This window comes from Mucilaginibacter pedocola (assembly GCF_002013915.1).
In the GTDB taxonomy this organism is placed as follows: Bacteria; Bacteroidota; Bacteroidia; order Sphingobacteriales; family Sphingobacteriaceae; genus Mucilaginibacter; species Mucilaginibacter pedocola.
Map to the genome: position 1 here is coordinate 1 of NZ_MBTF01000004.1, position 22,808 is coordinate 22,808.

Genomic DNA, 22,808 nt, shown 5'->3' on the forward strand with positions numbered 1-22,808 from the left:
CTCCTATGTTTGTTACCAATTAATATAGCTAATAATTTTGTATTGAGTGAAGGAGTATGAGAGCCGATTTGTGCTCAAACAACTCATGAAGTATGTTCTCGCAAAGATACGGCCTCATGCTCTTTTGCCCATTGGAGTTTGAACAGAATGTAAGGCATACTGCATAGCGGTATAGCTTGGATATCCAACCAGGAGACAAAACGAAGATGGGTTATTCACTTATTAAAATAGATATTAACAGGTGATGACAAGTGTTTTAAAGCAAGTTGCCGGCATTGATGTGGCACAAAAGGAATTAGTAGTATCGTTAGGCAGGATAGGCAGCTCCCTTGAGAAGGATATTTACGCTTGTAAATCGTTCGCCAATAAAGAATCGGGCTTTAAGGCTATGCTGGTTTGGGTAAGCAAGCATAGCGTAAACACTACCAGCGTAAGGTATGTGATGGAAGCCACCGGCGTTTACCATGAGAAGCTGGCGTACTACCTGTCCGACAACGGTTACGAGGTTAGCATAGTACTACCCAATAAGATCAGCAACCATATAAGGTCGCTGGATATCAAAACCATTACTGATAAAACTGCTTCAAGAGGCATTTGCGATTTCGGGCTTGGTACAAAACTGGAGGACTGGCAGCAACCGGAGAAGGGGTTCAAAACATTAAGGCAGTTAACCCGGGAAAGGGGGCAATTGATAGCAGAACGTACGGTGGCTAAGAACCAGCTGCACGCCGAGCAGGCAGAAGCATACCCTAACGAAAGGAGCGTAGCCAGGCTCAAAGATCGTATCGGGCTGTTCAACAGCCAGGAAAAAGAAGTTAAAGAAGAGATCGATGCCCTGATAAAGCAAGATGCCGAATTGACTAAAAGAGTACGTACTATTACATCTATCCCCGGCGTAGGGTGGCTTACGGCAGTTACCATCCTTGCAGAAACGAATGGCTTCAACCTGATCCGCAATAAAAGGCAACTGGTAGGGTATAGCGGGTTGGATGTAAAAGTTAAAGACTCGGGCACTTCGGTAAAAAGTAAGCCTCGTATATCCAAACGAGGGAACCGTTATTTACGGAAGGCAATGTATATGCCTGCATTAGCCGCTATACGTAGCGACAAGCATTTCAAAGCAGTGTTTGTGAGGTTAGTATCTAAACATGGAATTAAAATGAAAGCGGCGGTAGCGGTGCAGAGGAAGTTATTAGAACTGGTTTACACCCTTTGGAAAACAGGCGAGAGGTACGACAGCCGCTACCTGCAAGTACAAAGCGAGGAAGCAACCTCATAAAATAGTTAGGGTGGTTAAAGCTAAAGCCAACCACCCTAAACAGGCTGGCATAAAGCCGCCTTAGACAACAAAAGTAAAAAATCATTTGGTAATCAACACAGAATCTTTGCGGTTAAATAACCACCACTGCAAAGCACCCCGGCAATTATTTGCTAAACAACAACTCCCTCAACTTAGGCAACGGCCAAATGTTGTTATCAACCAGTTGCTCCAGTTTGTCTACATGGTAGCGGATAGGAGCAAAGTAGCTTTTTACTTTTTCGTCGTAGCTGATGGCGCGCTCGCGTATATCTTCAATAGCGTTGGCTTTTTTACGTTCGGTAACCATCTCATCAACATTCGTTTTAATAAAGTTGAGGTGGGTAGATATCCTGCTGATGATATCCAATTGGGCAGCATAAGCGGTTTGCTCCAAGCCGATATCCTTTAAGCCTTTTACATTAGTTATCAGTTTGCTTTGGTACTCTACCGCGGCCGGGATAATGGTATTTTGCACCAGCTCGCCAATTACGCGGGCTTCTATTTGTAGTTTTTTGTAAAAGCTATCTAATAGTATCTCGTGGCGGGCGTGTGCTTCACGCTGGGTGAATACCCCTGTTTCGGCAAAAAGCTCAGCAGCTTTGTCGGTTACCAGGGCATCCAAAGCCTTAGGTGTAGTTTTTACATTGGCCAGTCCGCGTATCTCGGCTTCTTTTTCCCATTCGTCGCTATAGCCATTGCCCTCAAAGCGGATATTGCGCGATTCTTTAATGTAGCGTTTTATCACCATCATTAAGGCTACATCCTTTTTCTCGCCTTTTTTGATCAGCTTATCTACATCAACCTTAAATTTCTTCAGCTGGTCGGCTACAATAAGGTTAAGTATGGTCATCGGGCTGGCCGAGTTGGCTGATGAGCCCACGGCGCGCAGCTCGAACTTATTACCAGTGAAAGCAAAAGGCGAAGTGCGGTTACGGTCGGTATTATCCTTTAATATCTGTGGTATTTTAGGGATGCCCTGCCAAAGCGAGTTTTCCTCTTTTATTTTTTTGCTGAGGCGCGAGGTATCTATCTCATCCAATACCTCGGTAAGCTGGCTGCCCAAAAATATCGAGATAATAGCAGGTGGCGCTTCGTTGGCACCCAGGCGGTGGTCGTTATTTACCGAAGCTACCGAAGCACGCAGCAAGTCGGCATGCTCGTGTACTGCTTTAATAGTGTTTACAAAAAAGGTAAGGAACTGCAGGTTGTTCTTTGGCGTTTTGCCCGGCGATAGCAGGTTTTTGCCGGTATTAGTTATCAGGCTCCAGTTATTATGCTTACCCGATCCGTTGATGCCGGCGTAGGGTTTCTCGTGCAGCAATACCTTAAAGTTATGGCGTGCGGCTACACGGTCCATAATATCCATCAGTAGCTGGTTATGGTCAATGGCGAGGTTTATTTCTTCGTAAACCGGCGCGCACTCAAATTGCGATGGTGCAACCTCATTGTGGCGTGTTTTTAAAGGTATACCTAATTGCAGGGCCTCGGTTTCCATATCCTGCATAAAGGCATACACACGGCTGGGGATAGAGCCAAAGTAATGGTCTTCCAGTTGCTGGTTTTTTGCCGATATATGCCCGAATAAGGTTCGTCCGGTTAAGTACAGATCGGGGCGGGCATTAAATAAGGCTGTATCAACCAAAAAGTATTCCTGCTCAATACCCAGCGATGCATTTACTTTTTCAATGCTTTTATCAAAGTAATGGCAAACATCTACCGCAGCTTTATCTAATACGCTTAATGCCTTTAATAATGGTACCTTATAATCTAATGCTTCGCCGGTGTACGATACAAATACCGTTGGGATGCAAAGTGTACGCGCAATAACAAAGGCGGGCGAGGATGGGTCCCAGGCGGTATAACCGCGTGCTTCGAAAGTATTACGTATGCCGCCGCTTGGGAAGCTGGAAGCATCCGGCTCCTGTTGTGCCAATGCATCTCCGCTGAAACGCTCAATGGCGCCGCCATCTGCAGTGGGTTCAAAAAAAGCGTCGTGCTTTTCGGCAGTGCTGCCGGTTAACGGCTGAAACCAGTGCGTGTAATGCGTTGCACCTTTACTCATGGCCCAGCTGCGCATGGCTGCTGCTACCTGTTCGGCCAGGTCGCGCGGGATGGTTTCGCCATGTTCTATTGAGTTTACAATGCCTGCGTACGCTTCCGACGACAGATACTCCTTCATTTTGTGCTTATCGAACACATTTGCACCGAAATAATCGGAAATTTTGGTTGAAGGGGCCTTTATTTCTGGGATTTCGCGGTTAAGTACTTCGCGTAATGCATGAAAACGATTGTTTGGCATAACAAATAGAATTTTATTATGCCAAAAGTAGGAAATCCTTTAAAAAATATGATAAAAAGCAGGGTATATAAAGGTGTATGCTGCATGTTGGAAAATGAAGTATTTTGCCGAATAAAATTTGTTGATTACCTAAATATATGCCTCAAATTTTAAGAATTATGCACGCATAGTATGTTTGGGTGATTAAATTTGTTTAAATATTTGTAAATTTTATGAAATGCTTAAAATATTAACCATGATTATTAATCAAATTGACATATTTATAATATTTAAGCCTTGAATTTTTGTTTTTAGAAATAAAAAACTGGTAATAAGATTTTAATAATTAAAAATTTGATTGAAATAATTGAAATTTTAGCACCTATAATTTGTTTTTATTAAAATATACTCATATTTTCATGAAAAAATTAATAATTAATACCAATTCTATAGAGATTATTATAATTAGGGAAGTGCTGTCGGGATCTTAGTGGAGATTGGTGTTTAATTGTGGCTTTGTTTTAAACGTGAACGGTTGAAAAACCGATTAAAATATTAAAGAGCAACACAACAATTAACAAAAACAATAAATTTAATTCCTTATCCATGAAAAGAAAACTTTTACTCTTCTCATTCTTCGCAGCAGCGGCAACTTTTACGGCAAAAGCACAAGAGGCGCCAAAAGCAGATCCGCCATTGGTAATCTTCGGTTCGGTAGACACTTACTACAAAAACGACTTCTCGGGCTTCAGAAATTCTGCAGGTAGCTCAAACATTCCAACCAGCTTCGCCAGCGACCAAAACTCTATCTCGATAGGTATGATTGACCTGGGCGTTAAAAAGAAAGTTGGTAAAGCGGCCTTCGTTGGCGAAATGAGCTTCGGTCCGCGTGGCCAGGCACAGTCAATACCTCAACCGGCAGGTGATTCTTACCACATCCAGAACTTATACGTATCGTACGATGTTACCGATAAATTCAGCTTAACCGCTGGTTATATGGCTACATTTGTAGGTTACGAAGTAATTTCTCCGGTTGGTAACTTCAACTACTCAACTTCGTACCTGTTCACCAACGGTCCGTTCCAAAATGCAGGCTTTAAAGCTACTTATGCTTTCTCTGATAAAGCAAGCTTAATGGCCGGTATATTCAACGATGGCTGGAATGGTTACTCTTCATCTAAAGATGTATCAACCTTTGGTGCGCAGTTATTTGTTAGCCCTGTTAGCGGCTGGACAGCTTACCTTAACTTTGTTAGCGGCAGCTACTCTGGTACCGAGGTTGACTTCACTACTGCTTACCAAATTACCAGCGCTTTCAAATTAGGTTTGAACGCTGCTGACTTCAACGCTCCAAACAGCCCGGGTGGTTTCCAGGGTGTGGCTTTATACCCACAACTTGCTGTTAGCCCAGCCGTATCGTTCGGTTTACGCGGCGAGTTCTTCAAATGGAAAGATACCGGTGCCGGCAGCACAAATGTTAAAGCATTTACTTTAACTTCAAATATCAAAGCAGGCCCGCTTACTTTCATACCAGAGGTAAGGTTAGACCATGTTAGCGATGCCGTATTTGTAAACAGCAATGCTATGGCTTCTAAAAAAGCTTCGCAAATGGTATTAGCAGCTGTTTATTCTTTCTAATCTAAGTATCACACTTAATTAAAATTTCGGTAAGCCATCCATATTTGTTTATGGATGGCTTATCTTTATTATATGAAAAAATTATTCCTCAGTATAGCTTGTTTCCTGGCCGTACAGGCCGCCATGGCACAAAAAGAAGTGTTGCAGTTTGACGAGAACAATAAGTATGTAGTATACCAGGTGGTTGATAAAAGCGGCATGACGGCTGATACCCTTTACCAGCGCGCCGCAGGCTTTGTGGGCAAGAGCGGCTCTAAAAAGAATGGCGGTACCGTCACTCAAAAAGATAAACTGGTAGTTTACGCCAGCGGGTTATTAACCAAAAAAGAAGTAGGCGAGGTAACCTACGTATTAACCATTGAAACCAAAGACCAGAAATACCGCTATAAATTTGCCGATTTTGTGTTTAAGCCTTATAAACGTAACCGCTACGGCAATATGGCCACCCAGCCGGGTTTAGATGTGCCGCTTGAAAAACTTTGGACTAAGTACGACGATAAAGAAACCGACGGTATGCTGGCCCAGGTTGGTACTTTCTGCAAAACCAACGCAGCCCAATTAATGCTGGTGATGGATAAGGTGCAAATCCTACGTAAACCCGAAGATAACGTAAAGCGTGTTGAAACCGATAAGTGGTAAATTGAGGCTTTGCCAACCCGATAAATATTTCAATAAACCGCATTTCGCAATATAAAATTTTGAATAATTTGATTTAGCCAATAAATATTCTGTAAAAGATAAAAAATACACAACATTATGTATTGCTGTAACGTTATATAGAAAAATTTAATTCTAAACGTTATGCTAAACACAAAATTTGATTTGTACAACACCGAGTGGCTTGATGTTGTATTTGGTAACCGTAACAAAGCCTATGGTGCTTACGATCTGCGGAACCATTATGCGGGTACACTTAATAAAGCAATGGCTATAGCCTTTACGGTTGTTATATCCGGCGCAGTTGGGTTAAACTTCGCTTTTAGGTCGGCCCCGCCTGAGTTGGTTACTGTAGTAGAAGTAAAAAACGATCCTAATATTATTCACGAGCTAAAGCAAGAACAACCCAAACCGGAGCCGCAAAAAGCAGTTGAGCCGCCAAAGGCACAACCCCAGGTTAAGACCATTAAGTCGCTGCCGCCGGTAGTGGTGCCTGATGAAAAGCCAACAGAAGAACCGCCAACCATTGATCAACTAAAAACTGCCGCTGTTGGGGCTGAAACAAAAAATGGAGACGAAGTAAAACCCGGCGAGAATGCCCCCGACCTTTCAAAAGGTACAGGTGACGGTCCGGGTAAAGAGGCATCTAAAGGCAACGGTAACGAAATTGAAAATTTCGGTGCTATAGAAGTAAACCCCGAGCCGATAGGCGGTATGGCAGCATTCAGCAAGTTTTTAGGTAGAACCTTAAGATTCCCGGGGCAAGCTTTAGATGCTGGCGTATCGGGTAGGGTAATCATGACCTTTGTAATAGAAAAGGACGGCCAGATATCAAACATTACTGTAGATAGGCCCGCCGGTTACGGTTTCGACCAGGAAGCAACCCGTGTACTCAAACTGGCTAAAGCCTGGAAACCCGGTATCCAAAACGGTCAGCCGGTGCGTGTAAGGTATTCTATCCCTATTAATTTTCAATTGCCTACCGAATAGTTATTAAGTACAGTGTTTTAAGATAGAGTGTGTTTTGAGTTGTGAGGGCCGCAGCGGGAACGAAATTCCGCTGCGGCTTTTTTGTTTTTATTCAAACCCTTTTGTCATCCTGAGCGATAGCGAAGGATCTGTTAGCCACAAGGCTTTCGTCGCTATGCTTTGTGGCTAATAGATGCTTCGTCCCTCAGCATGGCAATGGCGCGTTATCCTATCTTATATCCAATGCCTCACATCTCATATCTCAAATCTCCATCGTTTTTGCCCTTGTTGGTGTTATCACCAACAAGCCCGTGATGCCGTTAGATAGGTGAAAAACGTGAGGCCATTTGCTTAAAGATGATAAGAGGGTTTTACAAACATTGGAGTCGTTGATGATAACACCAACGACGGCGGGAAAAAGTCTAAAGCGGTATTCCAATAAAAAAGCCTTGCCTGGTTAATACCAAGCAAGGCTTTTTTTATTGCTTTATTTGGCCGCTAAACTTCGCCTTTAAGCTTTAGTCTTTATGCTTTCAGCTTTCCCTGCTTTTTCCTAATTTTGCGCATCCTTTCAACATAAACAATTAAACATTGGAGAACCAGGAACTAACTACCGTTGAAACCGCCAAAGACCTTGGCCTTTTACCCGAAGAGTTTGCTAAAATACAAGAGATACTGGGCCGCGTGCCAAACTTTACCGAGCTGTCTATCTTCGCGGTAATGTGGAGCGAGCACTGCTCATACAAAAACTCTATTACCTGGCTAAAAACATTGCCAAAAGATAGCCCCCGTATGCTGGCCAAAGCAGGCGAAGAAAATGCCGGTTTGGTTGACCTTGGCGGCGGTGTAGGCTGCGCTTTTAAAATAGAATCACATAACCACCCATCGGCGCTGGAACCATACCAGGGTGCTGCTACAGGCGTGGGCGGTATCAACCGCGATATATTTACCATGGGTGCACGCCCAATTGCCCAAATGAACTCGCTTCGTTTCGGCGACCTTAGCCTCGATAAAACCAAATGGTTGGTTAAAGGTGTTGTAAAAGGTATCAGCCATTACGGTAACGCCTTTGGTATACCAACGGTAGGCGGCGAGTTATTCTTCGACGAATGTTACAACATTAACCCGCTGGTGAACGCTTTCTCGGCAGGTATCGTAAAAGCCGGTGAAACGGTTTCTGCAACATCATACGGTGTGGGTAACCCGGTTTATATTGTTGGTTCGGCTACAGGTAAAGATGGTATACATGGTGCGGCCTTCGCATCAAAAGATATTACCGAAGATTCGGTTAACGATCTTCCGGCCGTACAGGTAGGCGACCCCTTCCAGGAGAAATTGTTGCTGGAGGCTACTTTAGAAGTAATTAAAACCGGTGCCGTTATTGGTATGCAGGATATGGGTGCGGCAGGTATCATCTGCTCTAACTCAGAAATGAGCGCCAAAGGCGAGCACGGTATGATCATCCACCTGGATCGTGTGCCTATGCGCCAGGAGAACATGAAGCCATACGAGGTATTGCTGTCTGAATCTCAGGAGCGTATGCTTATTGTGGTTGAAAAAGGTAAAGAAGCATTGGTTGAGGCCGTATTTGATAAATGGGACCTGAACTGCGCCATTATAGGCGAGGTGACCGATACCAAACGCCTGGAGTATTACATGAACGGCGAGAAAGTGGCCGATGTACCCGCAGATGATTTAGTATTAGGCGGTGGTGCCCCGGTTTACACCCGCGAATACCGCGAGCCCGCTTACTATGCCGAGAACCAGAAATTCAAGATAGAAGATATTGCCGAGCCTGCTAATTTAGTAGACGTGGCCGAGCATTTGATTGCTCACCCTAACATCGCATCGAAACGTTGGGTTACCGACCAATACGATTCGATGATTGGTACTGCCACCATGACCACCAATCGCCCAAGCGATGCGGCCGTGGTTGCCGTGAAAGATACCGAGAAAGCCATTGTACTTACCTGCGATTGCAACTCGCGCTACGTATACGCCGATCCGCAAAAAGGTACCGCTATTGCCGTTGCCGAAGCAGCGCGTAACATTACCTGCGCCGGTGGCGAGCCTGTGGCCATTACCAACTGCTTAAACTTTGGTAACCCGTATATCCCCGAAGTTTACTGGCAATTTGTGGGCGCTATAAAAGGTATGGGCGAGGCCTGCCGCAAGTTTGATACCCCGGTAACCGGCGGTAACGTAAGCTTCTACAACCAATCATCAGATGAAGGCCCGGTATTCCCGACCCCAACTATTGGTATGCTGGGCGTTATGGACGACCAAAGCAACCTGATGACGCTTGACTTTAAACAACCCGGCGACTTGATCTATTTGATAGGCGAATCGGTTAATGATATCGCGTCTTCGCAGTACCTGGCATCGTACCATAAAGTATTGGCGGCACCTGCTCCGTACTTCGATATCGATAAAGAGTATGCTATGCACCAGGTGGTGAAAGAACTCATCAAACATAAAGTAGTTCAGTCGGCACATGATGTGGCTGACGGTGGTTTATATGTAGCTTTAGTAGAATCGAGCCTGCCGAATGGTTTAGGCTTTGATATCGAAACCGATAGCAGCATCCGTAAAGATGCCTTCCTGTTCGGCGAAGCACAGGGTAGGGTAGTGGTAAGTATAGCACCTGACGATCAGGAGCGCTTTATCGAGATGATGGCCACCAGCGAAGTTGAATTCAGCCTGTTGGGTACTGTGAACGGTACAGGTAACACTACTATCGACGAAGAACTGTTCGGTAATATTACCGACCTGAAGATGGTACACAGCAACGTACTGCACGCAAGCCTCGGCGAATAATGCTGAAGCTGAATAAGATACAACACGTAGCGATCATATGTTCGGACTATGAAAAGTCGAAGCACTTCTACACCGAAGTGCTCGGCTTAAAAATAGTCTTGGAAACCTATCGCGAAGCAAGAGATTCGTATAAACTCGATTTGGAGGTAGGAGGGCAGTATCAGATAGAACTGTTTTCTTTCCCAAATCCACCCGCCCGTGTATCGCGCCCCGAAGCTGCCGGTTTAAGGCATTTGGCTTTCGAGGTAGATAATATTAATGAAGCGGTTTTCCATCTGAACGAGTTTGGCGTAATAACCGAACCCATCCGTATAGATGAAACTACGGGTAAACGCTTTACTTTCTTCTCCGATCCTGATGATTTGCCCTTGGAGTTGTACGAGCTGTAACAAACATTAACAATACTGTAGAGACGCGATACTTCGCGTCTTTTTTGTTTTAGTTATTTTTAACCGCAGAGTTCACAGAGAAAAACCACAGAGTTCACAGAGAGCTTTGCAACGTCATCAGAGAGTTTTTTGATCATCATATTTGTTAAATTTAATTGAGTTTTTTTATTACGCGATTTAAATTACCGAAAAACAGGCTCTGTGCTTCTCTGTGTAAATCTCTGCGCCCTCTGTGGTTAAATAGCCGGCCTGACAGGAAAGTGACGCTAAAATTCGTGCAATTCGAATCAATTCGTGCAATTAGTGTTATTCATTTTTGTAGCTTTAAAAACTTAATTATAACCAATATGAAATTCTTACCCCGTTTTGCCGGTAAACGTATGTTCCGGGTTTTAGGCGTGTCTGTTATAGCGGGCTTGCTGCTATCGTCAACTTTAAAGGTTTCGGCACAGGTTGCCAAAGATCCCGATGTAATTGGCCGTTGGGATATTACGATGGATAAAGACGGCGTTACCCAACCGTCGTGGTTGGAAGTGCAGAAGTCGGGTACGCATACGCTTATCGGGCGTTTCACCTATGCCTTTGGCAGCGCACGCCCTATATCCGAAGTTAAACCTAAAGATGGCAAATACAGTTTCTCTATCCCACCGCAATGGGAGCAGGGCGACCGCAATATGGATTTTGAATTTGAAGTTGGCGGCGATGTGATAAAAGGTACCATGGTGTACACCGATGGCAAAAGCTACAGCTTTACCGGCGTGCGCGCACCGCGTATGTTGCCTACCAAAACACCTGTTTGGGGTAAACCTATCAAATTGTTCAACGGTAAAGATACCAAGGGCTGGCATACCGATGGCAGGCCTAACCAATGGGTGGTAGAGAACGGCATTCTGCGCAGCAAAAAATCGGGTGCTAATTTACTTACCGATAAAACCTTCGGCGATTTTAAACTGCATATTGAGTTCCGTTACCAAAAAGGCAGCAACAGCGGCGTATACCTGCGCGGCCGTTACGAAGTACAGGTGATCGATACCAAAACCGGCGAGCCCGAGCCTATTAACAACCAATTCAGTTCGATATATGGCTTTTTGCCTCCTAATAAAATGATGGCTAAAAATGCCGGCGAATGGCAGAGCTATGATATCACCTTAGTAGGCCGCCTGGTTACTATAGTAGCTAACGGTACCGAAGTAGTTTGCCGTGCCGAGATACCTGGTATCACCGGTGGCGCTATCAACAGCCGCGAAGGCGAACCCGGCCCGCTAATGATACAAGGCGACCACGGCCCTATAGATTTCAGGAATATTGTGATAACGCCGGCTAAGTAAGAACGCCCACCACATTCCTCCTCCGTGTCATTTCGACGAACAGCGCGCAGGGAAAGAGCGGGGTGTGAGGAGAAAACTTCGACACAACAACTTTCAGGCTATACAGGCGTTAATGCTTGGCGTTCATACTAAGTTTCGAAGATTTCTCACCCTCTTGCGCACCATGCCAGCGCTTCAGGGTTCGAAATGACATAGTGTTTAAAAGAAAGCTCGTTGGATGCATCCAACGAGCTTTCTTTTTTGCCCCGTTTTACGACAATACGCTTACAGTCTATTTTCTGCAGGATGAGTATATTACGGCTTCAAATTATACCTCATGAAGAAGTGCGCTGTTTTGATATTGATGATGTTGCCTCTAATTGCCGCTGCACAAAAGGCTTTTACTATAAGCGCCGCCAACATACCATTCAAAGATGGCGACCGGATATTTTTGGTTTATAAAGAGAACGGCGTTAAGCATGCCGATTCTACGGTCGTGAAAAATGGTTCATTTTCTTTTTCCGGCAAAACATCTTCGTTAGGTGAAGGCTACATCTGCCGTAACGACAACCCGTTTTTTGCTGCCTACCTGCACGATTCTGCCAATATTTACATCGAGCCCGGTAACATCATTATCACTACGCCCGATTCGCTTATCAATGCCGCTATTACCGGTACTCCCAATAATAACGATCAAACGGAGTTAGATATAGCGCTGAAGCCCTTCGAACTAAAGCTACGGCCTATTAACCAATATTACGATGCATTGAGCCCGGCGCAACAAGAGGATGCCGGTATTATTGCGGAGGTAAGGGCCAAAACCAATGTGGTGCTCAAAGAAATGGAGCCTGTCAAGCTCGATTTTATCCGGAAACATCCCGCGTCTTATGTTAGCCTCGAGACATTGCAACGCATGCTAAACAATGCCGCCCTGAACGATGTATCGGATGCATATGCGGGCTTGGCCCCGCAGTTGAAGAATAGCACTTCAGGAAAAAAACTTGGCGGGATGATAGCCGACGCAAAGAGCGCAGAGGTGGGGGTAATGGCACCGGAATTTACCTTGCCCGATAAAACGGGTAGACCGATAAAATTATCGTCATATCGCGGCAAGTATGTGTTGGTTGATTTTTGGGCCTCGTGGTGTTTCCCCTGCAGAAAAGAAAATCCTAACGTACTGGCGGCCTATCAAAAATATAAAGCAAAAGGTTTTACGGTATTAAGTGTTTCTATTGACGATAAAGATTCAAAAGCCGCTTGGCTGCGAGCCATAAAAGCCGACCATTTGCCCTGGACACAGGTGTTAGACCGTGCCAAACCCGCTAAAATGGTTAAAGAAAGTTATGGCGTTACCACCATACCGGTCAATGTATTGGTTGACCCATCGGGCAAAATAATAGCCCGCAACATACGCGACAGAACGCTGGAGAGCACCTTGAAGCAGGTGTTTGGCGAATAATACTTTTTGCAAAGCCGCAATCTCGGCATGCGTAAATTGTATGCCGAGATTGCCGCGTCGCCCTTTTCCCTCAGTGCCCTGCGCTTCTGCTCCTTGCAATGACAAGAGGGCTATTATTGCGGTGTTTTTTACTTCAACCCATTGCCCTTTTATCAGCGCGTTCACATCATGATTATACATCGCTTCGCAATAGGCGGCAGGCAGGTAATATTTGCCGGCGTAGGCCGCGTTCAGCATTACGTAGTAGGTAACCTCGACGTTTTCGCTCAGGCTGAAATAAGTGTTCACCCGGTCGTCGCGGATGTCGCGGTAATCGGATGGGGAGGATTTGAAGGCCTCGTCGTTATTCAGCATGCGGGTGTTTAGTATTTCCCAGCCCGATGGGAATATTTGCGTGAGCGCTAGGTTATCATAACGCCCACGTTTGCCCGGGTTTTTAATGTTTACCTGTGCCACAAAGTCGGTACCCTGTTTCAGTTTTGTTGGGTCGATAGGTTTGCCGCCGAGGCTGAAGTAGCCCACACGCATTTGCAGAACATCGGGGTTAATGTATGTTTTCACATCCTGGCCCGATGATGGCTGCCCTTGCTGTATCAGCCTTACATAAAGCCTGTTGCTGCCGTTGTTCTTCATCACCACGTTGCCACCATTAGCCGCAATGGCCGACGACCAGATGTACGAACCCGAGCTGACATTCGCTTTGGTACTGTTTGCCTGGTAATTGAACTGCAGCTTACCGCCCGATTTGTTAACCCCGCAATATTCGGCAATGGCCACAAGCGAGTAGGCGGTGGTTTGGGTGCTGTACCAGCTATCAACAGATAACCGCGCCGCTACCGAGCGTAGTAAACCCGCCGCCCTTTGGTGTTGGCCAAGCAGCGTAAGAGTTTCCAGTATCATGGCTTCGTCGCGCAGGTCGGAGCCGTAGGTGCCGTACATGGCATTGTATGGCGCAATATCGGTCGACAGGCCGTTCACCATACGCGCGCCAACTTCGGGTTGGCCAGCCAGTTTGTAAGCGGCCGCTAAGCGCCAGCGTGCTTCTACGCTTAGGTATTGATATTCCTTCAGGCGGTTCATGGCACCCAGCTCAGGCGTGCCGGCCAAAGCCAGCAGGAACAAACGGTAGGCTTGCACCAGGTCGGTATAGTAATAATAACCGTGTATGTTGGTACGCGGATCGGGCGACCAGTTTACCGCCTTTTGTTTTTGGTAGCGTTTCCACTCGTTCATTAGCCCGGCGGGTAGTGCGTAGCCCTTGGCCTGTGCCGCCAGCAGGAAGTGCCCCGCATAGTTGCTACCCCATTCGTCGGCTTTGCCTTCGCCCGGCCAGTAGCTTAAGCCGCCCTCGGTAGTGCGGAAGCCATTAAGCCTTGCAATGGTATTGCGGATGTTACGGTCGGTCTCGGCCTTTTGGCGAGAGGTTAGGTCGAGCAATTGGCTCAAACACAACTGCGGGAAACCCGACGAGGTGGTTTGCTCCACACAGCCATGAGGATAGGTAATGAGGTAATCCAGCCTTTTGCCCAGGTTTAACGGCGGGATGCTCGCCACCTCTAAACTGGCTTTGTTGGTACCATTGATGCCAACAGCGGTATAAGGCGTTGCCCATGTTTCGCCCGGTTTCAATTCTTTCTCTATCACGCGGCTAACGGGAGGGTTAGGGTTGCGTACATTCAGCTCAACATCGTAGGCCGTACCTTCGCCGCCCGATTTGGCTGTTACCTTCACCTTGCCCACACCTACAAAATCCTTCACATCCAGGTCAAAGGTTACCAATTGGTCGCCAGGTTTGGCGAAAGTGATGGTTTTGGTATTGTTGCCGCCCAAATTACTGAAAGCGTTAGATTGTACCTGCACCGTAACCGTTTTAATGTTATTCTCCATAGCAAATACCGTAACCGGTAGCTGCACCTTCTCCGATGGGCCAAGCACCCTCGGTAGTGTGGCCAATATCATCAACGGCTTTTTAACAGGTACAGCTTTTTCGGCAAAGCCGTAGCCGCCATCGTGCCCGGCTATTACCATGGCCTTCACCGAACCTACGTATTGCGGCAGGGTGAATTTAGTAGTTTGGCTTGCGCCTTTCTCTAAACGGAATGGCCCTAAAAACTTCACCACAGGTTTAAAGCGGTTCACGGTTACGTTCTTGTTAACACCGCCCGTGCCATCGCCACCAATACTTAGTATACGCTCTAAACCACCGCCGAAGGCACCTATTACATAGTCGAACAGGTCCCAGGTTTTTACGCCGAGGGCCTCGTGTGCATAGAAGGCCTCGTGAGGGTCAGGAGTTTTATAGTTGGTGATATCCAACAGCCCTTCGTCAACAATAGCAATGGTGTAGGTCATGGCCTTGCCGCTGGCTTCGGATACCGTTATGGCCGACTGTGTTTCGGGGCGCAACTTATCCGGCATGCTGATAACCGGTTTCAGGATGGTTTCCGGGTCATCCACATTCAGCGGGATGGCGCCGTACATGCGTATCGGCAGGTCGTTTTTGGTTTGGGCGTGGCGCTGCAACAGCGTTACATTCACAAACACGTTTGGTGCCATGGTTTCGTCAACCTTAAAAGTGTAGCGTGTTTCGCCTTTTTTGGTATCTATCCAGGTAGTTTTTAAAACCTTGCTGCCGTTCTCAAAACTGATGAGCGCATGCCCGTCGCCACCCGTAGGGATGGTTAGGGTTGCTTCCTCGCCGACTTTATAATTGGTTTTATCGGACGTGAATGATAGCATCGCCGCTTCGGTAGGAGCGGTCTGCTGTAAACGTTCCGACCAGTTTGGCCAATCTACATACATGATCTTGCCGGTAGAGTGCCCCGTTTCAGGGTCTTTTATGCGGATGAGATAGCGGCCCCAATCGGCTTTTGGTATGCGCAAGGTGTACTTTCCACGGCCGTTGTTTAGCGTAACGGTGCCGGTACGTATCAGTTTGTTGTATTTATCCTGCGTAAAATTGCTCATCTCATCGCCGGTTTCGTCCCACCACCAGCGCCATTGTATTTTGTAAAGTTCCAGCTCCACATCGCGGCTGCCGCCGAAGAGTTTGCCCTTGCTATCTACATCAGCAATTTCTATCACCTGGTCTTTATCCGTTACCAGCATGCCCGATAGTTCGCTGCCTTTTGGCGTTTTTAAGCCTACGTAGCCCGAGTACACATTATAATCGATAGCCGATTGCTGCAGGCTAAAGTTGCCGCCCGGTTCAAATACTTTCACCACAAAATTGGCGCGCAGCTGGCCCGGTGCCTGTTTTTCTACGTTGATGTCAGGGTTAACATCGGCAAGCCCGTTCTCGTTCAGGCGGCCATCAAATACGGTTTGCGTTTGGGTGTTGAAAGCCAATATTGGGTCGTCAAATTCGTAACCCTCAAAGCCATCGAAAGCCGTTTTCTTTGACGATACAAAGGCATCTACCTTGGCTTTTAAATTCTGCGCCGCACCGCCAAACAGCCATTGTGCACTTAGCCTGCCATTTACGCCGCTGCCTTTGGTGAACTCGGTAGCCCCGCCAAAATCAAGTTTAAGTTTCAGGCGGTTCGGCATAATGGTTTCTACCTTTATTTTCTTCTCGAAGGTAGCGCCACCCACCTTCACCGTTGCCGACCAGTTACCCGTTGGCGACGAAGTTTCAGTAGCGGTATGGAAGCTGTAAAAGCCATCTATCGAACTTGTGCGCGTTATCTTTTTATACAGCTGCCCGTTAGGGTTAAACAGCTCGAATTCTACTGGGTGGTCTTTAGGCAGCGTATGCAGTTTGTCCTCCAAAATAAAGGTGGTGAATATCGAATCGCCGGGGCGCCATACGCCACGTTCGCCGTAAATAAAGCCCTTCAGCCCGTTCTGTACCTGTTCGCCGCCTACGTTGAAGCGGGATAGAGGTAACGAACTACCATCGTCCAACTTCAGGTAACCGCGCTCCTTACCGTTTTTAGCCACCAGCAGGTAAGGTTTGCGTTTCATTTTTAACTGTGCCAGGCCGTCACCATCTGATGTGGTTTTGCAGATGATTTGTTTTTGGTAATCTAAAAACTCCAGTTCCACGCCTTTCATAGGTTCGGCGGTGAGGATATTGGTTACCGCAACGGTGAGGTTATTATCGTTACCGCGCTTAACAATAAGGCCAATGTTTGATGCAATGATATTGCGCGTGGCCCAGCGGTCTTTTGTAAAGTAAGAGTTATTGCAAGGGTCGTCGCGTTTGCTCCAGTCATAACCGTCGGGGTAATAATTATCATAGCGCGACCAAAAGTCGTCGTCCTCATCGCTTACGCCGCCTGTATTGCCATTGCCGTAGTATTCGCCGTCGCTGTAATCGTCCTCGTCGTCACTTTCGCTTTTAATGACGCCGCCACTACCGGCATTGCAATTGTACAACGAGTACTCCTGCCGGAAACCGATCACCACGCGGTAAATAGCACCGGGTTCGGCGCGGAAAAGCTTATTTACATCCAGCATAAAGCGGTTCTTTTTGCGGAGATTGAGGCCTTTATCTACGGTGAGGTCGATGGTTTTCTCGAGGATAGGTTTGGCCACCTGGCGTAGTTCGTACCCTCCATCAAAACCATTACCCTGGAAGTATTGCGGCACGTTGTTGGCGTAAATTTTTATAATGGTTACGTCCACCTTTTTCAGGTTCACGGCCTCGAATGGCATCAGCAGCTTACCAGAATCGGGTAGGATAACGCCTTTGCCGGGGATGGTTACCGATGGCAGGCGATTCTCGAAGAAAACGTTGCCGGTATATGATTTCTTGATCTTTTTATGGAAAGCGCTCTCGATGCCGGGGTTAACCACCACGCCAAAACTACCTTCCAGCCGCTCGGGGGCGTAAACTTTTATCACGCTGCCATCAATAGTATATGCAGGATCAGTAAGGCTGCCAAGAGTGATCAAACCGCTCAGGTCCTGGCCCACCATTATAGGGTCCGAGAATTGCACACAAACAAACTGGTCGTTATCCTGTACGGCTTTTATGTCAAGCACCTTAAAATCGCCAATGGCGGGCACATCAAAGCTCTGGTTTCCGCTTTGGTCGATATCCAGCCCGCTGCCATCCCAGGCCACTTTAATGGGGGAGGAGATGTTGGCGCGTTTTATGCCGGTAATAACAAACTTATGCGTTTTGGTGGCCGGGTTATGCTGCCAGCTTATTTTAACCGGGCTTTCGTAATTGGCGGTTAGCACCTGCTCAATTTTTTCCTGGTTCTCCACATCTGCAGTTTGCAGGCTGCCCTTCAAATTCATCATGTCCGCCGAGTTATTGGTAGCGCTAACCAGGCCAACGAATGATACGCTGAAATCGGGCTTAATGGTTTGGAAATCGAACTTAAATTCTTCGAAATCGTCCTCCACTTTGATCACTTTGCCAAGTTTAAACACGGCATCGTATTTCTTATCAGGGTCAAGCTTGCCCTCGGGGCGGAACTCGATGGTGCGCTCATCAACCCAGTAAGCTTTACCTTTTATGGATGGAGAAAAGTCGAACACCTTGTTGCTTAGCTCTTCGCCTTGCTCGTGCGTTACCTGTACTTCGCCTGCTAATTTGATGCGGATATTGCTTTGTTTAGAGATGATGCCCGTGGTATACGATTCGATATAGCGGCTAAAATCGGGGCCATTCTTTTTATGGCTTCGTGCACGTACCAAATAAATAGACAGGGCAACCAATAAAAGTGTAGCCGAAATAATGGCAGGGCCTCTTCGCGAACGGAACAGGCGTGTGATGTAGCTCATGGGAAATAGGTAGATTATTTTCCTATGAATTTAAATAACTTTTATTGAATAAAGTGTTGGGGGTAAAAAATATTTCTTGCGGTGAGGGTTATTTAACCGCAAAGGGCGCAGAGGATTAGCGTAATGCTGAACGCAAAGAACGCAAAGTTTTGCATGTGGATTAATAAGAAAACTTAATGAGCGTAGGTAGATAGAAATAACAAAGTGGTAAACTTTTTTACTTTTAACCACATTGCAAAGCTTTGCGCTCTTTGCGAAAACCTTTGCGGTAAAAAACACCAAAACAAAAAGAGGCGCTAATATCGCGCCTCTAAAGTTCTTTACTGTTTCACTGCCTCATCCAAACACTTCTGCAGAACCTCTGCAAATTGTTTGTCGTTCGGCGGTGCGAAGATGGTATTGTGTTCGCCGGGGATATCGTGTACACGTACACCTTTTAGTGCGAAAGGTGTCCAGCCCAGGTTTTTAAAATCGTTCATGTAAAACGTCTTCTTTTTGGCGCGGAACAGCTCTATCTTAATATCTACCGGCACCAGCATATAGTTGCGTTGTGCGGCCTCGCTTTTCTCGTGTATCTCATTGGTGTAGGCGGCAAAACCTTCTTTCTTTTTCACCTTATGAGGGAACATTTTTTTGTACACCTTTTGTATCCTGCGGCCAATTTCGCGGCTTTTGTATTCTACGGTACGTTTTGGGTCCTGAACGAACAGCACAGGGGTATAAGCTATCTGCTTTATCAGGTGCCAAACATCTTTTACAAAACGTATTACGGGCGGGGTGTGTATTTTGGTTTGGTCGGCATAGGTATCAAACATGGCCAGCATTTTTACGTCCTTGCCCATGGCCAGCATTTGTTTGGCCATTTCGTATGCTATCATACCCCCCAGCGAATAGCCCGCTACAGCGTAAGGGCCAACCGGGTCGTGGTTAACAATTTCTTCCACGTAGTTGGCTGCAATTTCTTCCATTACGTCCAGCGGTTCATCAACGCCATTTATGCCCCTTGCTTGCAGGCCGTATACGGGTTGCTCGTCGTCCATATTCATGGCCAGTGCGTTGAACAGCAATACGTTCAAGCCGGCACCATGTACAATGTACAGCGGCATTTTGCTGCCTTTGGGTTTAATTGGCACCAACGAATCCCAACTGATAACATCTGAATTAGAATCGAGGCGTATGGCCAGTTTCTCCACCGTAGAATGCTCAAACAAGGTGGCCAAAGGCAGGCGAAGGCCTGTTTTTTCCTCAATTTTGGCCATTATCTTCACAGCTACCAGCGAGCGGCCGCCCAACTGGAAGAAGTTATCGTCCATGCTTATTTTTTCCAGGCCCATCATCTCCTGCCAAATTTCAGATACAAGCCTTTCGTTGGCGGTACGCGGCGCTATATAAGCGTCGGAACGTACAATGTGGCCATAATCGGGTTTGGGCAGTGCTTTGCGGTCAATTTTGCCATTTGGCGTAGATGGGATGGTATCCAGCAACACAAAGTCGTCTGGTACCATATACTCGGGCAGTTCGGCCAATAAGGCATTTTGCCAGGCATTCTGTTGTTCTGCATCCGGGTGCCCTGTTTGGCCGTTGCGTAATGTAAGGTAGGCCACCAGCCTTGGGTAACCCGGGGTATCTTCGCGGGCTATTACTACAACGTCTTTAATGTCGGGCTGTTGGCCTAACTGGTACTCTATCTCGCCCAGTTCTATACGGTAGCCACGCACTTTCACCTGGTGGTCTATACGGCCAAGGCATATTACTTCGCCATCGGGGCGTAGCTGGCCAAGGTCGCCGGTGCGGTATATTTTAGGGCTTTTATTGTCAAAAGGGTTATCGATGAATTTTTCGGCGTTAAGTTCGGGGCGGTTAAGGTATCCTAATGATACGCCTACGCCGCCTATCAGTATCTCGCCAATTTCGCCATTCGTGAGGTTGTTCATAGCCTCATCAACAATGTAAATCTGCGTATTATCAACCGGCCAGCCAACGGTAACGTCTTCGGCATCGGTAACATGTTTTATAACCGAATAAACCGTAGTTTCGGTAGGGCCGTAAAGGTTCCACACCTCGTTGCAGCGGTCAATAAGTTTTGCGGCAAGGTCTTTTGCCAACGCTTCGCCACCGGTGAACACCTTCATGGGGAGCTTTTCTTCCCAGCCTACCTCCAGCATCATGCGCCAGGTGTAGGGGGTGGCTTGTAAAATGGTAATGCCTTGTGTACGTACAATATCTAAAACCGCACGGCCATCTTTAGCCACTAATGAATCGGCTACAACTAATTCGGCCCCTACGCTAAGCGGCAGGTAAATATCCAAACCGGCAATATCAAACGAGATGGTGGCTACTGCCAAAGTTTTATCGGCACTGGTAATGCCGGGTTGCTTTTGACAGCTCAGTAAAAAGTTAACAAATGCGTGGTGGACTATTTGCACACCTTTTGGTTTGCCGGTAGAGCCTGATGTATATAGGATATAGATAAGATCGGTACCTCGAACGCCTGCATCCGGCTGTGTAGGTGGCAACGATGCCGATTCGGCAAGGGCATCTTCAATTAATATCTCGGTAGTGTTAGCCGCGTAATGGCCGGCATATTTCGTTGATGTAATGAGGATTTTCGCCCCCGAATCCTCCAGCATAAACTCTATACGGTCTTTCGGGTACTCCGGGTCAAGCGGTACGTAGGCCGCGCCCGATTTCATGATGGCCAGTAGCGTAATGATCATCTCGGCAGAACGGTCGAGCGCCATACCAATAATATCGCCTCGTTTTATGCCTTTTTGTACCAAAAACTGAGCTATGCGGTTGGCCGAGGCTTCGGTTTCGGCGTATGTTAGGGTGCGGTCGTAAAAACGGATAGCAACTTTATCGGGATAAGCCTGCGCGCTCTCGTTAAACAGCTCAAATAGGGGCTTGTCTTTAGGGTAGTCTACCGTGGTGTCGTTCAGTATTGTTGCTTCCATATTCAATTAGCTAAGGCAGGGGATCTTTTGCTAAAAATTAATTGTAGTGTGTGTTTAGTTTCAATTATGTGTACAAGGTACACAACATACGAGTGTTAGTGGCTTGTTGGATTATGCGGCGTATGAATAAATTTCTTATTCGCGCCCTTCAATTTAAACAACAAGGCCAGCATGGTAAAAAATATCAATGGTATCTTCAGCACAGCTCCCAATAATTTGCCATTAAAAAACTGCCCAGGTACCGCCACCAAAATGCCTATATAACAAAGAGCGGTAGCCGTTAGCCACATTTGCCACGAGGGGCCTACGCCCGGTGTTAGTAACGATACTAATAGCATAAATGGCATAAGCCCCAGCATCAGTATCCTTGGTAATATGGCAGTTTGGTATATCTCGTTAAAGTAATCAAAATTGCCTTTGCCAAAGAGTTCTTTAAAGCCCGTCATGCCATACACTTTCAGCAGGTTAAACTGCGCCGAAAGCCAGCGGCGGCGCTGCTTTTTAAACACCTCGGGGTTACTTACCTTTTCGTCGTATATCAAAGCGGCATCGGCATATGCCACGTGTATGTTTTGGCGGGTGAGCACCAGGCCCATCTCTTTATCAAAACCACCTACTGCATCTATCTGTGCCATGGTATCCTTAAATAAACGATATTCAAGAGCCATGCCAGAGCCAATTATGGCTGCGCTAAAGTTAAAAATACGTTGCGCCTTACGAAATATGTGGTTATTTATTTCCTCACTTATGGCATCTAATATCGCAACCGGGGTTTCGGTGTTTTTAGCAACGCGGTGGCCCTGTATTACGCGGTCGCCGGCGTGCAGGTAATTGTTTATGTGGCGCAGGTAATCGGGCGCAGCAATGTTGTCGATATCGAACACCACGGCCGCATCAAAATCTTCATAAGTTGCGGCAATAGCAGCGTGCAGGGCTTTTGATTTGGTGCTGCTCTCGAATACTACCTCAACCACCTGCAAAGGCATTTCTTTCAGCTTCACAATGGTTTCGGGCTGCATCGAATCGGCTATAACGCATACATGGAATTTATCCTGCGGATAATCAATAGTTAAGGCCTGAGCGGCAGAGTTAAGGATGATGGCATCCTCTTTATAGGCGCATATATAAATAACAAATTTGCTGAAGCTTTCAGCCACGGGCGGTGCCTTTTTGATGATTAGCTTACCCAATACCGAAAACACAAAGAGGTAAAGGCTATAAATGCCCAGGTAAATAAAAACGAGGGTAAAAATTATCGAGAATATGAGTTTAATAATTTCCATTGCGGGGCCTTTTTATCA

The 22,808-nt window shown here is 46.6% G+C and carries 11 protein-coding genes and 1 pseudogene; 8 read left to right on the forward strand and 4 right to left on the reverse strand.

Translation table 11 applies throughout. The features are described 5' to 3' along the window. Window positions 1-244: 244 nt before the first annotated feature. Window positions 245-1,279, forward strand: coding sequence for an IS110 family RNA-guided transposase (locus BC343_RS07010; RefSeq protein WP_078346504.1), 1,035 nt, complete (start codon window positions 245-247; stop codon window positions 1,277-1,279). 145 nt (window positions 1,280-1,424) lie between these two features. Here the strand turns inward: BC343_RS07010 and BC343_RS07015 are convergent, their stop codons facing one another. Further along, window positions 1,425-3,599, reverse strand: a complete 2,175-nt coding sequence (locus tag BC343_RS07015) for a glutamine synthetase III family protein (RefSeq protein ID WP_078347053.1) — start codon at window positions 3,597-3,599, stop codon at window positions 1,425-1,427. A 585-nt stretch (window positions 3,600-4,184) separates the two neighbouring features. On the opposite strand from BC343_RS07015, the gene BC343_RS07020 reads away from it, so the two are divergent. The 7 genes and pseudogenes from BC343_RS07020 to BC343_RS31530 form a co-directional block, all read left to right on the forward strand. After that, window positions 4,185-5,216: a porin gene (locus tag BC343_RS07020; protein WP_078347055.1), complete on the forward strand. Its 1,032-nt coding sequence runs from the start codon at window positions 4,185-4,187 to the stop codon at window positions 5,214-5,216. 72 nt (window positions 5,217-5,288) lie between these two features. Further along, on the forward strand, window positions 5,289-5,855 hold the full coding sequence (locus tag BC343_RS07025) for a DUF4468 domain-containing protein (protein ID WP_162276832.1): 567 nt from the start codon (window positions 5,289-5,291) through the stop codon (window positions 5,853-5,855). Between the two features lie 162 nt (window positions 5,856-6,017). Continuing rightward, window positions 6,018-6,863 (forward strand): energy transducer TonB, encoded by an 846-nt coding sequence (locus tag BC343_RS07030; protein ID WP_078347057.1) that lies wholly within the window; start codon window positions 6,018-6,020, stop codon window positions 6,861-6,863. A gap of 570 nt (window positions 6,864-7,433) precedes the next feature. After that, complete coding sequence (gene purL, locus BC343_RS07035; protein ID WP_078347058.1) at window positions 7,434-9,659, forward strand: phosphoribosylformylglycinamidine synthase subunit PurL; 2,226 nt, start codon at window positions 7,434-7,436, stop codon at window positions 9,657-9,659. Next, entirely contained in the window at window positions 9,659-10,048 is a 390-nt protein-coding gene (gene gloA2 / locus BC343_RS07040; protein WP_078347059.1) for an SMU1112c/YaeR family gloxylase I-like metalloprotein, read from the forward strand. Before purL ends, gloA2 begins: the two co-directional genes overlap by 1 nt. Before the next feature lie 347 nt (window positions 10,049-10,395). Then, window positions 10,396-11,376: a 3-keto-disaccharide hydrolase gene (locus BC343_RS07045; RefSeq protein ID WP_238381716.1), complete on the forward strand. Its 981-nt coding sequence runs from the start codon at window positions 10,396-10,398 to the stop codon at window positions 11,374-11,376. Window positions 11,377-11,722: 346 nt separating this feature from the next. Beyond that, window positions 11,723-12,730: pseudogene (locus BC343_RS31530) on the forward strand (redoxin domain-containing protein); the annotation flags it as partial. On the opposite strand, the gene BC343_RS07055 reads toward BC343_RS31530, so the two are convergent. The 3 genes from BC343_RS07055 to BC343_RS07065 form a co-directional block, all read right to left on the reverse strand. After that, entirely contained in the window at window positions 12,659-18,553 is a 5,895-nt protein-coding gene (locus BC343_RS07055) for an alpha-2-macroglobulin family protein (protein ID WP_143822089.1), read from the reverse strand. The pseudogene BC343_RS31530 and the gene BC343_RS07055 sit on opposite strands and share 72 nt — an antisense overlap. A gap of 320 nt (window positions 18,554-18,873) precedes the next feature. Next, window positions 18,874-21,507, reverse strand: coding sequence for a non-ribosomal peptide synthetase (locus BC343_RS07060; protein ID WP_078347061.1), 2,634 nt, complete (start codon window positions 21,505-21,507; stop codon window positions 18,874-18,876). A gap of 95 nt (window positions 21,508-21,602) precedes the next feature. After that, window positions 21,603-22,790 carry a glycosyltransferase gene (locus BC343_RS07065; protein WP_078347062.1) on the reverse strand — a complete coding sequence of 396 codons (1,188 nt, stop codon included), beginning with the start codon at window positions 22,788-22,790 and terminating at the stop codon, window positions 21,603-21,605. Window positions 22,791-22,808: the final 18 nt, after the last annotated feature.